The organism is Gemmatimonadetes bacterium SCN 70-22 (assembly GCA_001724275.1).
Classification (GTDB): domain Bacteria; phylum Gemmatimonadota; class Gemmatimonadetes; order Gemmatimonadales; family Gemmatimonadaceae; genus SCN-70-22.
This window is the reverse complement of sequence record MEDZ01000014.1, coordinates 1-15221: the sequence shown is the minus strand read 5'-3', so window position 1 is coordinate 15221 and position 15221 is coordinate 1. Positions and strand designations below refer to the sequence as shown.

The window sequence follows — 15221 nt, the reverse complement described above, 5'->3', positions numbered from 1 at the left end:
TGGCAGACATGCGACGGGCGGGCTCCTCCCCGGGGAGCCCGCCCGTCGCCTGTTGCCGCCACACCGGGAGCGCCACCGCGGCTACATCACCGTCTTCGACGGGATCACGATGGCCCCGAGCCCAAGCCGCCGCAGCAGTTCGTTGAAGGCCGGGACGTCCTGCTCGAGGATCGTGCGCAACCTGGCCGAGAGCGGGGCCCACTGTCGCATCACGTCGGCCGTGCGCTCCATCGCCCCGCGCGTCGGGCGCCCTTCGGGGCCGCCATAGATATAGCTGTCATCCCCGGTGAGGTTCGTGTAGAGCTCGATCAACTGATTGTCGAGCTGCCCCGGGTGCCGGATGGGATCCTGCCCGCTCATGCTCTTCACCTGGTTGAGCGATCGTTCCACCCCGCCCAGCTTGTCCCCGAGCGCGTCGGCGGCAGGCTTGACCTCGCCGGCGCGGTCGATTCGCCCCGCCTGCTCCACGGCGCGATTGGCCTGTTCGCGCACGGCGCGAACGGTCTCCAACGCCTGGTTGACGGCGTTGAGCGAGTCGCGCACCGCGATCGACACGCGGAACTGCTCGTCGTAGTCGCCCTGCGTGACCGTCGGGAGGCGCGGATCGGCGAGGAGGCGGAAGGCGCGCGTCTGGGTCGTCCCGGCCGCCGTCAGCCGCACCTGGTACGTGCCCGGTGGGGCCTTCACCCCGCCGGTGTAGCCCCAGATGACCTGCCCCTTGATGAGGCGTGGGCCCGGGTACGTGAGGTCCCACACCACGCGTAGGGCGCCGGCCGTCGTCTTGAGCGCGGGCTGCTGGGCGGCACGCGCGTGGGCGGTGTCCGCGCTGAAGCTGCGCACCACCTGGCCCCGGGCGTCGAGGATCTCGAGGCGGGCGGTGGAATCGGGAGGGGCGGCGAACCAGGCGTGGATCAACGCCCCCTGTGGGAGCGGGTCGGGGGCGGCCTCCACGCCGCCGGCACCGCCGCCGCCGACCTGCACCCGGTACGCGTCGCGCGGGGCGAAGAGGTGCGCACGCGCCCCCGGCGCCACGCCGGCCAGCTGGTGCAGCGGCGTGAGGTCGTCGAGGATGTACAGCGAGCGCCCCTGCGTCGCGACCACCAGGTCGTTGCGGTGCACGCGGATGTCGGCCACCGGCGTGACGGGGAGGTTCAGCTGCAACGACTGCCACCGCCGTCCGCCGTCGAAGCTCACGTACATCCCGTGCTCGGTCCCGGCGTAGACGAGGCCGTCCCGCCCCGGGTCCTCGCGGACCGCGCGCACCGGCGACCCGGCGGGAATCCCGTTGCTCCCGTCGGTGAGCAGGGTCCACGTCCTGCCGTAATCGTCGGTGCGGAAGATGTACGGCCGGAAGTCGTCGAGGCGGTACTTCTGCACCGCCATGTAGGCACGTCCCGGCTGGTGTGCCGAGAGGTCGATGTTCTCCACCGTGCCGAACTGCGGCATGGCGCGCGGCGTGATGTCCTGCCAGCTGCTGCCGCCGTCGCGCGTGAGGTGCACGCGGCCATCGTCGCTCCCGGTCCACAGCGTGCGGGCATCCTGCGGGTCCTCGCTGATGGCGAAGATGGTGTTGTAGATCTCGACGCCGGTCACGTCGTGATTGATCGGACCGCCGGCCGCCTCCTGGTGCGCTGGCGTGTTGGTGGTGAGGTCGGGCGAGATCGTCTCCCACGTCATGCCGCCGTCGCGCGTGCGGTGCACGTACTGGGACCCGTGGTACACGACGTTGGGGTCGTGCCGCGAGACGAGGATGGGGGCCACCCACTGGAAGCGGTACCTGAGGTCCTTGGCCGCCTGACCGAGTTGCAGCTGTGGATAGATGACGACGTTGCGGCGGTCGTCGCTGCGGAGGTCGAGGCGGTTGATGGCGCCGCCGTAGCACCCGCCCCACACGACCTCCGGATGATCCGGGTGCAGCGCCACCGGCCCGGTCTCGCACCCGGCGGCATAGCGCCACTCGTTCATCGGATGCAGGACGTTCGGTCCCGACCATGCCGGGATGGAGATCGTCGTGTTGTCCTGCTGCGCCGAGTACACGCGGTAGGGGAACTGGTTGTCGACGGCGACATCATAGAACTCGGCGGTGGCCTGGTTGTTCATCGACGACCAGCGCTTCCCGCGCGTGAGCGAGACCTGCGCCCCGCCGTCGTCGCCGATCACCATGAACCGGTTGTTGCGCGGGTTGATCCACAGGTCGTGCGTGTCGCCGTGCGGGACCTCGATCGGGGTGAAGGTCTTGCCGCCGTCGATGGAGCGGTAGATCGACGTGTTGAGCGCGTACACCGTGTTCTCGTCGACCGGGTCGGCCTCGATGCGCGTGTAGTACCAGGCGCGCTGCCGCAGGTTGTTCTCGCTGTTGGTGCGCACCCACGTCTTGCCCGCGTCGTCGGAGCGGTACACACCCCCCGCCGGCTCGGCCTCGACGATGGCCCAGACGCGATCGGGATTGGCGGGCGAGACGGTCACCCCGACCTTCCCCACGATCCCGGTGGGGAGCCCGCCGGCGAGCTTCGTCCACGTGTCGCCGCCGTCGGCGCTCTTGTAGATCCCCCCGTCCGGACCGCCGGAGATCATCGTCCACGGCTTCCGTTCGGCACGCCACATCCCGGCGTACAGCACGCGCGGGTTCCGCGGGTTCATCGCCAGGTCACTCGCTCCCGTCGAGTCGTTCAGGAAGAGCACCTGCTCCCACGACGTCCCGCCGTCCCGCGAGCGATAGACGCCGCGCTCGCGATTCTTCCCGAACATGTGGCCCAGCGCGGTGACGTAGACCAGGTCCGGGTTGGCGGGGTGGACGACCACGCGCCGGATGGCGCCGGACTCGGGGAGCCCGATGAAGTGCCAGCTCTTGCCGGCGTCGACCGATTTCCACACGCCGCGTCCCTGCGACGAGTTCCCCCGGACGTCGGCCGAGCCGGTGCCGACGTAGATCACGTTCGGGTCGCTGTCGGCGACGTCGATGGCGCCGATGCTCCCGCCGAAGAAGCCGTCCGAGATGTTGGTCCAGTTGAGCCCCGCGTCGTCGGTCTTCCAGACCCCGCCGCCGGTGCTCCCCATCAGGAAGGTGTGCGGCTCCTCGGCGATCCCGGTGACGGCCGTCGAGCGCCCGCCGCGGAAGGGGCCGATCATCCGGTAGGAGAGGGCGGCGAAGAGGGTGCTGTCGTGTGCCGGAGGGGGCGCCGACGCCGCCTGGCCGGTAGGGCGCGCGCGCTGCGCGTGCGCGTTGTTGCTGGCGGGGAGCGCCAGCGTCCAGGCCGCCAGCAGGGCGGCGGCGGCAAGGTGGGAGTGCATGCGGAAGCTCCGTGCAGGGCGGGGGGAGAGGGGGGCGAGGAGGCGCATCCCGCGCCGGGCGAGGGGGGATGCGCCGGCGCTCCCCATTTCGCCGGCGCCGGGGACGATCGCATCGTGGGTCATCGACGGCTAGTCGCGGGAGAGCGCCATGATCACGCGGGCGACCCGGTAGATCGTGAGCGGGTCGGCCGAGGTGTAGCTGACGGTGCGGCCGCGGCGCTGCATCCCGGGGACGAGGGCGACCTGGTCCGCGTGCGCGAGCGCATCGAGCTCGACCTCGAGCGTGATGCTGCTCCCGAGCCGGACCGGCTGGCGGGCGATGCGCTTCACCAGCGCCGCGCGCACGCCGGCCGCGATCTTCTCGCGCGCCTCCAGCGGGTGCATCGTCTTCGCGGCGAAGGTGCCGATCCCCTCCTTCACCACCAGGCCGTCGATGCCGGGGATGAAGTCCTGCGCCATCTCGACCGCTGCCTTGTCGCCCGAGATGAAGACCACCGGGACCCCCCAGTGACCGGCGACCATCGCGTTGAGGCCGTACTCGCCGACCTCCTTGCCGTTGAGGCGCACGACCTTGAGCGCGCTGGAGAAGGTGTGGCCTTGCACGGCGTTCGCGGTCGATCCCGGGGCGTGGTAGCCGATGTACACCGCGGCGTCGAAGGTCGAGTCGAGCCCCTGGGTCATGCCTAACGGCTTGGGCTGCCCGGTGATCAGCGTCGCGCGGCGGTCGATCTCGTCGGGACGGAGGTTGGTCTGCGGCCCGTGCGAATCGTTGACCAGCACCTCGGTCGCCCCGCCCGCGAACGCGCCCTCGATGGCCGCATTGGCCTCGGCGATCATCTGCCGGCGCGCCCATTCGTAGTTCTGCCCCCCCGGGGAGGTCTGGGTGCCGGCGACCACCCCGGCAACTCCCTCGAGATCGACCGAGATGTAGACCTTCTTCGTGTGGGAGGGCTGGGCGGTTCCCTGGCCGGCGAGGAGGGCGACCGCCGCGGCGGCAAGGGAGAGGACGGTGCCTGGGCGCATGGGCTGTGGTCCGGGGAAGGGGAGGAGGGGGAGGAGGGGGGCGGACGACTGGCCGGACTGTCTTACGCACGGGCCACGCGGGTCGCTAGGGGGGCGGAATCCACCGATCGCGGCTGCAGGCGATCGTCACGCGGGTCGTTAGGGACGTTAGCGGCCGCTAATTGCGGCTGCAGGCGCGCGCCACGGCGGCGGGCACCACTCCGCCGCGTGACGCGGAGGTGGCGCGCGCGTCCTCGTATCGTGGCAGCGTCCCTCATTCCCGCGGATCCCCCGCTCTCCGGCAGCACCGGGTCCACCGAGCGAACCCTGCTCAGTGGGACGCTGGCCGCATCCATGGAGCGCGTCGCGCGCCTCGCCACCAGCATGCTGCGCGCGCCAGCGGCGACGCTGGCCCTGATGGGGGCCGATCGGCGGACCTTCCGGGCCGGCTCGATCGCGTGTTCGTGGATATCGCACGACGCCGGCGTTCTCGTCCGGGCGGGGGTCGTCTCGCGGGCCCTGGAGAACGGCGGGATCTTCGCCATCGACGACGCCAGTGACGAGCCGACCGGCAGCGAGATGCGATCGGCCGCCGAGGAGATGCAGGTCCGAAGTGTCGCCGTCGCCACGCTGACCAGGAAGGACGGGACGCTGTTGGGCACCCTCCTCGCCCTGGACGAGTTGCCGCGCCGCTGGAGCGACGAGGACCTGCGGTTGCTGGCCGACCTGGCCGATGTCGCCTCGGTCGAGTTGCAGCTGCGACACGCGCTCGCCGAACGCGAGATGCGCGAGCGCCAGCTGCGGCACGACTCGTTGCACGACGCACTGACGGGACTCCCGAACCGGGCGCTCTTCATGAAGCGCCTGGCCGACGCCGCGCTGCGCGCGCGGCGCGAGGGTGACGGGCTCTTCGCGGTCCTTTTCCTGGACCTGGACGACTTCAAGCTCGTCAACGACAGCATGGGGCACCATGTCGGCGACGAGGTGCTCGTCACGGTGGCGCGACGGCTGGAGGAGTGCATTCGCGGCGGCGACATCGTGGCGCGGCTGGGCGGCGACGAGTTCGCCGTCCTCCTCGAGCGGGTGGAGGATGCGCGCGACACGGCGATGGTCGCCGACCGGATCCAGCGGGCGCTGACGGCACCGATGACGATCGGCGGGTACGAGTGGGTGACGACGGCGAGCATCGGGGTCGTCCTGTCGAGTTCCGCGAGCGAGCGGCCGGAGTACCTCCTGCGCAGCGCCGACATGGCGATGTACCGCGCCAAGCACCAGGGGCGTGCGCGATTCGAGATGTTCGACCGCGCGATGCACGCCGAGGCGCTGACCCGCCTGCAGATGGAGACCGACCTGCGCCGCGCCGTGGAGCGGCAGGAGTTCGTCCTCCACTACCAGCCGATCGTCTCCCTCGCCGACGGGCGGGTGCACGGGGTGGAGGCGCTCATCCGGTGGCGCCATCACGAGCGAGGGGTCATCTCCCCGAACGACTTCATCCCGGTGGCCGAGGACACGGGGCTGATCGTCCCCATGGGGCGCTGGGCGCTGCGCGAGGCGTGCACACAGGTCAAGGCGCTCGGGGAGCGGGTGCCCTCGGCGTCCGGGTTGCACCTGTCGGTCAACCTCTCGGTGCGCGAGTTCGCCCAGGGCGACCTGGTGCGCGCCGTGTCGGCCGCGCTCGAGGACACGGGACTTGCGCCTGCGCAGCTGCAACTCGAGATCACCGAGAGCGCCATCATCGGCCAGCAGGACCCGGCGCTGCAGACCATCGCCGAGCTGCGCGAGCTCGGCGTCGCCATCCACCTCGACGACTTCGGCACCGGCTACTCGTCGCTCAGCTACCTCCATCGCCTCCCGCTCGACGCCATCAAGATCGACCGGGCCTTCACCAGCTCGATGGAGACCGAGGATCGCCCCCGGCACGTGGTGGCGGCCATCCTCACGCTGGTGGGAGCGATCGGGCTCGACGTGATCGCCGAAGGGGTGGCGAGCGCGGAGCAGCTCGCGATGCTGCGGCGCATGGGGTGCCCGTTCGGCCAGGGGTACTTCTTCACGCACCCGCTGGACGCCGACGAGCTCGAGGCGCTGCTCCGGCGGAATCCGCGCTGGTGACCGCCGCGCGCCCGGCGGAGCCCCCGCCGGGCGTGACGTGCCGGGCCTGACACGCGCGAGCGCCCGGCCACGTGGCCGGGCGCTCGCCTGCCGGACCCCGCGACGCCGTCAGGGGATGCTTGGCGGCATCCGGTTGGCCTCGAGGTCGTGCGCGGCGACCGCCTTGATGTCGCCCAGCTTCTTGTTGAACACCAGGAGGAGGATGAGCGCGATCCCCCACTGGAAGAGGATCGTCCCGATGTTCTCGATCCCGAAGGGGTTCATCGCGCCCGGCCCGCGCACCTGCCACATCCACCACAGCATGAGGGCGATGGCCTGGAAGGGGAGGAGGTACTTCACCAGCACGTCCCACCACGCACCGATGCGAATGTCGGAGTGCGCGTGGTTGAGCTGCTCCTCGCGGAACTTGGTGACGCCGTACTTGATGACGGCGTAGGCGAACAGGAAGCCCGACATCATCAGGCCGATCCCCCAGACCCAGTCCTGGTTGTGGAGGATGTCGATGGAGAAGGCCGAGGGGAGTCCCATCACCAGCCCGGTGAGCCCGACGAGCCAGACCGCCTTCTCGCGCTTCCATCCCATGTCGAGGAAGACCCGCGTCCCCAGCTCGACCATCGAGATGAGCGAGGTGAAGGCAGCGAAGAAGAGGGCGAGGAAGAAGAAGCTCATGAGGATGCGTCCGCCCGGCAGCGTGGCGAAGAGCTTCGGGATCCAGATGAAGGTGACGCCCTCGTTGCCGGCGTTGAAGATCGTGTTCTGCACCAGCGTGGCGTCGAGCGCGGCCCCTCCCTTCACCGCATCGGCGAGGGCGGGGAAGTCGGCCAGCGCCTCCGGGTGGCTGGCGAGCGATGCCGCCAGCTGCGGGACGACGGTGAAGACGGTGGAGAAGACCATCATTCCCGCGCACAACGAGATCATGTTGTTGGCGGCGGGGAGGATGAAGCCGTTGAGCGCGGTGTCCTCGTTCTGCCGCATGTAGGCGGCATAGCAGAGGACGAGCCCCCACCCCGCGCCGGTGTCCCAGGCGTTCTGCGTCAGCGCCTGCAGCCAGAGGCTCGCGTCGCCCAGGCGGTGCCAGTCGACCGTGAACAGGTAGGCCAGGCCGTCGCTCGCCCCGGGCAGCATGAGGGCACGCCCGGTGAGCCCGAGGATGATGAGGATCAGGATCGGCATCAGGATCGTCGTCGCCCGTTCGATCCCCTTCACGCCGCGGGCGACGATGAACGTCGCGCCGAGCATGGAGATGATGTGCGGGAGGACGGGGGCGTACGAGGTGGAGAAGTCGCGCCAGAAGCCGACCGAGTTGTTGCCCGTCAGCTGCCCGCCGGCCGAGGCGATGAAGTAGCGCAGCGTCCAGCCGCACACCACCGAGTAGTACCACATGATGGCGATGGCCACCAAGGCGATGAAGCCACCCATCCAGGCGGACTTCTTCCCTTGCGTGATGACGAAGGCGCCCACCGACCCGCGCCGCGTGAGGCGCCCCATCCCGAGCTCGATGAGGATGAGCGGGATGGACCAGGTGAAGAGGCAGATCGCCCAGGCGACGAGGAACTCGCCGCCCCCGTTGGTGGCGGCGATGCGCGGAAAGCGCCAGATGTTGCCGGTGCCGACCGCCATGCTGAGCATGGCCAGCATCATGGTCAGGCGCGACGAGAAGCCGTGCTGTTGGGACACGTACCCTCCAGAGGGGCAGGGGGAGCGGATGGATGGAGCGCGGCGATTGTACGTGCCGACGCGCGACTTGGGGAGGGGGCGTCTCGCGACGGGTGACGACGATGCGCCGTGTCCTCCCCAGGTATGCTGTACGCGGGACGCCGTCGGAGCGCTCGCCCGGGCGCCGCCGCCTACCCTTGCCCCGGCACAGCGGATAGGATCACCGGCACGGCGCCCGGTGCGCCGATGCCCAGCCGTCGTTCCATTTCGCCGCCCCGAGGCTTGCCATGTCGCGCTCCGACCGTTCGCACCCCGCCACGCCTCCCCCGCCGATGGACCGCCGGCAGTTCGTTAGGCGAGGGGTCGCCATCGGGGCGGGAGTCACCATCGCCGGGCGTCCGGCGGCGGGCGCAGCGGGGGGACCGGGGGGCGCCCCGGCGGAGCTTCCCCCCTCTCCATTCGCGCTCGAGGAGGTCACGGTCGCGGAACTGCAGGCGGGGATGGCGAGCGGGCGCTTCACCGCGCACGGCATCGCCGAGCGCTATCTCCAGCGCATCCAGGACGTCGATCGCACCGGCCCCTCGGTCAACTCGGTCATCGAGGTGAACCCCGACGCGCTGGCGATCGCGGCCCAACTCGACGCCGAGCGCGCGGCCGGGAAGGTGCGCGGGCCGCTGCACGGGATCGCCGTGCTCATCAAGGACAACATCGACACCGCGGACCGGATGAAGACGACGGCGGGGTCGCTGGCGCTGGCGCAGTCGCACGCGCCACGCGACGCGGGGCTCGTGACGCGATTGCGCGAGGCGGGAATGGTGATCCTTGGCAAGACCAACCTGTCCGAGTGGGCCAACTGGCGCTCGTCGCGTTCGAGCAGCGGATGGAGCGGTCGCGGCGGACTGACGCGCAATCCCTATGCGCTCGACCGCAACGCCTGCGGGTCATCGTCGGGGACCGGGGCGGCGATCGCGGCGAACCTCGCCGCGGTCGGGATCGGGACCGAGACCGACGGGTCCATCGTCTGCCCGTCCAATGCCAATGGACTGGTGGGAATCAAGCCGACGGTGGGGCTGGTCTCGCGCGCGGGGATCATCCCCATCTCGGCGTCGCAGGACACGGCGGGGCCGATGTGCCGCACCGTGCGCGACGCCGCGGCCTTGCTGGGCGTGATGGCGGGCCCCGACGAACGCGACCGGGCGACGAGGGCATCTGCCGGGCGCATCGCGCCGGACTACACCGCCTTCTGCGACCCGGACGGCCTCAGGGGGGCACGCATCGGCGTCGTGCGCCAGCTCTTCAACGCCGGGCCGGCGGTGACGCGGGTGATGGAGGATGTGCTCGCGGCGATGCGCGAGGCAGGCGCCGTCCTCGTCGACCCGGTCGCCGTCCCCTCGTTAGGGCAGTTCGAGGCGGCGGAGTACGAGGTCCTGCTGTACGAGTCCAGGGCGGGGCTCGACGCCTACCTCGCGACGCTCATCACGCCGGGGCTGCCGCGGACCCTGGCCGACGTCATCCGGTTCAACGAGGAGCATGCCGACGCGAGCATGCCCTACTTCGGGCAGGACATCCTGCAGCGGGCGCAGGAGAAGGGCGGGCTGGACTCGCCGGCGTATCGCAAGGCCCTGGCGACGTGCCGGCGCCTGACGCGAGCGCAGGGGATCGACCTCGTGATGCGGACGCACCGGCTCGACGCCCTGGTGGCGCCCACCGGCGGCCCGGCGTGGCTCACCGACCTGGTCAACGGCGATCACTTCGGCGGGGGGAGCTCGGGGCTCGCGGCGGTGGCGGGATACCCGAGCATCACCGTCCCGGCCGGGCGGGTCTTCGGCCTCCCGGTGGGGCTCTCGTTCGTGGCCGGGGCGTGGGAGGAGGGAAAGCTCGTTAGGTACGCGTACGCCTTCGAGCAGGCGGTGCGCGCGCGGCGGGCACCGCGCTTCCTGGCCACGGCCGCGTTGCGGCCCTAGCCCCGCGCGGCCGGGCGTCTGGTGCCGTTCCCTCGGGAGACGTAGCTTCTCCGCCATGGCCACCGAATCCGTCTCCTGGGGGGGCGTCGCCCTGCGCGTCGTCGCTGCCGCGATCCTCGTCTTCGCCACGTACAACCCCGAGGGCTTCTCGTACTTCCACTGGGCGATCGCCCCCCTGCGACAGGGGGTCCGGTCGTTCGACGCCGCCAAGTTCCTCGTCGGGACGCTGCTGGCGGCGGGGTGGGTCGTGTACGTGCAGGCGACACGCCGTTCCATCGGCCTGGCGGGGGCGGTCCTCATCACTGCCATCTGCGCCGGGGTCATCTGGCTCCTCATCAGCCGCAACGTGATGACGGCGTCCAGCGGCAAGGGGGTCGCCCGCCTCGTCCTCGCGGCCGTCTCGATCGTGCTCGGGATCGGGATGTCGTGGTCGCATTTCTCGCGGCGCCTCTCGGGGCAGGGCGACACCGACATCGTGGCGTAGGCCGCGGCCGCGCCGTAACGGGAACGTGCCGTAACGGGAACGCGCCGCGGAGGGAACGCGCCGCGGAGGGAACGCGCCGCTCGGCACGCGTGACGGGACCGCGACTCGCACCGTCCTTGGGCAAACGCCCGCCATGCCCTTCTCCTCGATCACGTCCTCCGCGAATGCCCCCCCGGCCGACCCGGCCCCGTCGTCGTTCCAGACGGTGCTTGGCGGGAGTGTCATCCCCCGCGCGACCGCGGCCATCGTCGCGTCGCTCGGTACTCTCGTGCTGGTGGGGTGGATGATGGGGGTGGCGGAGCTGCGGGCGCTGGGCCCCGCCGGCAACGCCGCGACCAACCCGACGGTGGCCCTCTGCTTCATCGGCGTCGCGGCGTCGCTCTGGACCCTGGCGGAGCGCGGCGCGCACACGCGATGGTATGTCGCCGAGGGGCTCGCGGTGGTCGTCGTCAGCGTCGGCATCCTGCGCCTGGCCAGTATGGTGTTCGGGCACGCGGAGGGGATCGACACCATCATCTTCCACGACGCGATGGCGGCGACGCACGATGGGCGCGACAATCGCATGGCGCTGGGGACCGCCACCAACCTCCTCCTGTCGGGAACGGCGTTGCTCCTCATGGCGCAGCGCGTGAGCACGCGCGAGGCGCTGGCCCAGGTGCTCGCGACCATCGTCCTGGCGTCGTCGACCGTGGCGCTGCTGGCGCACGTGTATCGCAGCGGGTGGTTCGAGACCATCGGCTACTTCAACCGCATGGCCGTGCCGAGCGCCATGGCGTTCGTGCTGCTTGCCCTCGGGACCCTGGCGCTGCGCCGCGATTCGGGGGTGCTCGCCGTCGTGCTGAGCGACGGTCCGGGCGGGACGCTGGCGCGGGGGCTCCTCCCGGCGGGCTTCCTCGTCCCCGCCATCTTCGGCTGGGTGGCGGTGTGGGGCGTGCGCAACGAGGTCCAGCCGAACAAGCCTGAGCTGGTCGTCATGCTCCTGATCATGGCGATGATCCTCGTCTTCGTCGGGCTCATCGCCTGGAACGCGACCCAGGTGCACCAGACGTACGTGGAGCGGGCGCGTGCCCAGGCGGCCCTGCGCGACAGCGAACTGCGCTTCCGCCTCCTGGCGGAGAACGGGAGCGACGTGGTGTCGCTGCACGACCCGTCGGGGCGCATCTGCTACATCTCGCCGTCGTGCGAGCGGATCCTCGGCTTCACGGCCCACGAGGTGACCAGGATGGGGCCGTTCGCCCTCGTGCACCCCGACGACCGCGAGCGGTTGCGCCGTCACTTCGAGGACCTCCTGCGCGGCGAGCCGGTGACGGCGATTGCCTGTCGCATGCTGCACAAGACGGGGCGCCACCTCTGGCTCGAGATGATGTGGCGCAGCATGACCGATGACGATGGGCGCGTCGCGCGCCTCCAGGCGTCGTCGCGCGACATCACCGAGCGCAAGGAGTACGAGCGCCAGCTGGAGGATGCGCGCCGCCGGCTGCAAGCCAACCAGGAGAGCCTGGTGGAGGCCAACCAGCGGCTCGCGGCACTGGCCTCCCAGGATGGGCTCACCGGGCTGAAGAACCGCCGCGCGTTCGAGGAGCGGATGACGGAGGAACTCGCGCGCATCCGGCGGTCGGGGCAGCCGGTCTCGCTCCTCCTTCTCGACATCGACCACTTCAAGGCGTTCAACGATTCCTTCGGACACCCCCGCGGTGACGAGGTCCTCCGGACGGTGGCGCGCCTCTTCTCGCGCGCGATTCGCGATTCCGACGTCGCCGTGCGCTTTGGCGGCGAGGAATTCGCGGTCATCCTCCCGAACACCGGGGTCGGCGGGGCGCAGGACATGGGCGAGCGCCTGCGCCTCCTGATTGCGAGCGCGCCGTGGGAGGACCGTCCCATCACCGTCAGCGTGGGGGCAGCGACCGCCGAGTCGAGCGAGGTGACGCTGGGGGAGCTCATCGAGCAGGCCGACCGCGCGCTCTATCGGTCGAAGCAGGCGGGGCGGAACCGGGTGACGCTGGCGGAGGCGGCGTAGCCGGTCGCCCCGTGGGTTCCGCGCCCCGGGTGGCGCGCTTTGCACGACGCTCGGCTGGAGGCTAACGTCTGCCGGGGCGCCGCGTTTCCGGTGCCCATGCCCAGGACGCCTCGCCGACACCCGCCCGCTCACGCATGCGCCTTCCCGCCCGCTTCCTCCTCGCCATCGCGATCGCGCCCGCGATGGCCTTTCCGCTCGCCCTCGCTGCACAAGGGCGCGCGATCCAGCCCGGGGACATCTTCCGCTTCCGCGACGTGGGCGAGGCACGCATCTCGCCGGACGGCGCCTGGGTTGCCTATACCCTGACGACGACCGATTCCGTCAAGGACAAGTCGGACAGCGACGTCTGGATGGTGAGCTGGGACGGGACGCGCACGGTGCGCCTGACGAACTCGCCCGAGGGAGAGGGGGCGCCGCGGTGGTCGCCCGACAACCGTTACCTGGCCTTCGTCTCGGGACGCTACGAGGGCAAGGGGGGGCAGGTCTGGCTGCTCGACCGTGCCGGGGGGGAAGGGGTGCGGCTGACGGACTTCAAGGACGGGGTTTCCGAGTATGCCTGGTCACCCGACGGCACGCGCCTCGTGGTGGTGTCGCGTGACCCGGTGCCCGAGGACGAGAAGAGGGACAGCGCGGCCGCGAGGTCACCCAAGCCGATCGTCATCGACCGGTACCACTTCAAGGAGGACCGGGAGGGGTACCTCGAGCGACGGCGGAGCCACCTGTACGTGGTCGACGTCGCCAGCCGCAAGGTCGAGCAGGTGACCAGCGGCGACTTCGACGACGCCTCGCCGCGCTGGTCGCCGGACGGGACGCGCCTCGCCTTCGTGTCGCGACGCGGGAGCGACGCCGACCGGGAGAACAACAGTGACATCTTCGTGGTCGAGGCGCGTGCCGGCGCCACGCCCGTGCGCCTGACGAGCTGGCCCGGACCCGACGACACCCCCGAGTGGAGCCCCGACGGGACGCAGATCGCCTACCTGCAGGGGAGCGAGCCGCGACTCTACGCCTACAACCAGGACGCACTCGCCGTCATCCCGAGCACCGGAGGGACACCACGGCTGCTCGCGCCCGCGCTCGATCGCGACGTGTCGCGCCCGATGTGGGCGCACGATGGCCAGTCGATCTGGGCCCTGGTCACCGACGACCGGGCACAGCACCTGGCGCGCATCGCGGTGGGTAGCGGGGCGGTGACGCGAGTCGTGGAGGGACGCCGGGTAGTGAGCGCCTTCGACATGAGCGACGACGGACGCATGGTGGCCCGCGTCGCCTCGGCGACGCAGCCCTACGAGGCCTTCGCGGTGGAAGCGGGGGCGTTGCGCGCCTTGACGCACGCCAACGACTCGCTGGTGCGTGACCTGCGGCTGGGGACGACGGAGGACCTCTCGTTCAGGAACAAGGACGGGCTCACGGTGGGGGCCCTCCTGGTGAAGCCGGCCGATTACACCCCTGGAAGGAGGTACCCGCTCGTCCTGCGCATTCACGGCGGGCCGAACGGGCAGGACCAGCACGCCTTCTCCCTCGAGCGTGAACTCTTCGCCGCCCGAGGCTACGTGGTCCTGGCGGTGAACTATCGCGGCAGCTCCGGGCGCGGGCAGGCCTGGAAGAAGGCGATCTTCGCCGACTGGGGGAACAAGGAGGTGCAGGACCTCCTCGCCGGCGTGGATCACGTCATTGCGGCGGGAATCGCCGACCCCGATCGCCTGGCCATCGGCGGATGGAGCTACGGGGGCATCCTGACCAACTACACCATCGCGACCACGCCCCGTTTCCGCGCCGCGACGAGCGGGGCGGGGAGCTCGCTGCAGACGTCGATGTACGGGAGCGACCAGTACACGTTCCAGTACGAGGCCGAGCTCGGGGCGCCGTGGAAGAACCCGAAGGCATGGGAGAAGGTCTCCTATCCGTTCTACCACGCCGACCGCATCCGCACGCCCACGCTGTTCCTTGGCGGCGAGAAGGACTTCAACGTCCCGATCGCAGGGAGCGAGCAGATGTACCAGGCGCTCAAGTCGTTAGGCGTGGACGCCCAGCTCATCGTCTATCCCGGCCAGTTCCACGGGATCACGCGCCCCTCGTTCGTGCTCGACCGCTACCAGCGTTACCTGGGCTGGTACGAGAAGTACCTGCGCCCGCCCACGCCGTAGCCGCGCGCGCCTGCGGGCGCGACGCAGCGCCCCGCGCCGCCGCGCGAGCCGGCCGATGCGCCGGCTCGTCAGGCGCGGGCCAGGAGCCCGGCGAGGAGCTGGCAGAAGACCGCGCCCACGACGGTCATCGCCATCCCCCAGGCGAGGAGTTGGTTGAAGAGGGTGCGCGACACCTCCGGGCTCGGGAGCGCCGCTACACAGAGCGCCCCGAGCGTGGAGAGTGGCGAGACGTCGACGAGCGCCGAGCCGACGTTGATGGAGAGGGCGACGGCCAGCGGATCGCCACCGCCGACCTTCTGCACCAGCGATGCGGCGGTCGGGAGGAAGGCGGGGAGGACGACTCCCGATGTGCTGCTGTAGGTGGAGATGGCGCCGGTGACGAAGGCGATCGTCCCGTTGAGCGTGGCGGGCGTCGCCAGGCGGGCGAGGAGCGAGGTGAAGAGGTCCAGCCCCCCGGTCCGTTCCAGGAGGGCGATCAGGAGCGACACCCCGCACACCATGACGATCACCCCCCAGGGCACCTTGCGGATCGCCTCGCCCTCATCGGCGGCGCG

9 protein-coding genes are annotated in these 15221 nt (G+C 70.8%); 5 read left to right on the top strand and 4 right to left on the bottom strand.

Annotated elements, in window-relative coordinates; genetic code table 11:
• Window positions 1-81 precede the first annotated feature (81 nt).
• Window positions 82-3264, bottom strand: a complete 3183-nt coding sequence (locus tag ABS52_08655; GenBank protein ODT03592.1) for a hypothetical protein — start codon at window positions 3262-3264, stop codon at window positions 82-84.
• Window positions 3265-3420: 156 nt separating this feature from the next.
• Window positions 3421-4218: a hypothetical protein gene (locus ABS52_08650; GenBank protein ODT03591.1), complete on the bottom strand. Its 798-nt coding sequence runs from the start codon at window positions 4216-4218 to the stop codon at window positions 3421-3423.
• Between the two features lie 336 nt (window positions 4219-4554).
• Here ABS52_08650 and ABS52_08645 point away from each other — a divergent pair, with 336 nt between their 5' ends.
• The gene (locus tag ABS52_08645; GenBank protein ID ODT03526.1) at window positions 4555-6402 is read left to right on the top strand and encodes a hypothetical protein; all 1848 of its coding nucleotides are present in this window, start codon (window positions 4555-4557) and stop codon (window positions 6400-6402) included.
• 108 nt (window positions 6403-6510) lie between these two features.
• On the opposite strand, the gene ABS52_08640 is transcribed toward ABS52_08645, so the two are convergent.
• Window positions 6511-8079, bottom strand: a complete 1569-nt coding sequence (locus ABS52_08640) for a hypothetical protein (GenBank protein ODT03525.1) — start codon at window positions 8077-8079, stop codon at window positions 6511-6513.
• A gap of 479 nt (window positions 8080-8558) precedes the next feature.
• On the opposite strand from ABS52_08640, the gene ABS52_08635 reads away from it, so the two are divergent.
• The 4 genes from ABS52_08635 to ABS52_08620 all read left to right on the top strand — a co-directional run bounded on the left by ABS52_08635 (window position 8559) and on the right by ABS52_08620 (window position 14667).
• Window positions 8559-10022 (top strand): amidase, encoded by a 1464-nt coding sequence (locus ABS52_08635; protein ODT03590.1) that lies wholly within the window; start codon window positions 8559-8561, stop codon window positions 10020-10022.
• A gap of 55 nt (window positions 10023-10077) precedes the next feature.
• Window positions 10078-10506 (top strand): hypothetical protein, encoded by a 429-nt coding sequence (locus ABS52_08630; GenBank protein ID ODT03524.1) that lies wholly within the window; start codon window positions 10078-10080, stop codon window positions 10504-10506.
• 133 nt (window positions 10507-10639) lie between these two features.
• Window positions 10640-12523, top strand: coding sequence for a hypothetical protein (locus ABS52_08625; protein ID ODT03523.1), 1884 nt, complete (start codon window positions 10640-10642; stop codon window positions 12521-12523).
• 182 nt (window positions 12524-12705) lie between these two features.
• Entirely contained in the window at window positions 12706-14667 is a 1962-nt protein-coding gene (locus tag ABS52_08620; protein ID ODT03589.1) for a peptidase S9, read from the top strand.
• Between the two features lie 68 nt (window positions 14668-14735).
• On the opposite strand, the gene ABS52_08615 is transcribed toward ABS52_08620, so the two are convergent.
• Window positions 14736-15167, bottom strand: a complete 432-nt coding sequence (locus tag ABS52_08615) for a hypothetical protein (protein ODT03588.1) — start codon at window positions 15165-15167, stop codon at window positions 14736-14738.
• Between the last annotated feature and the right edge of the window lie 54 nt (window positions 15168-15221).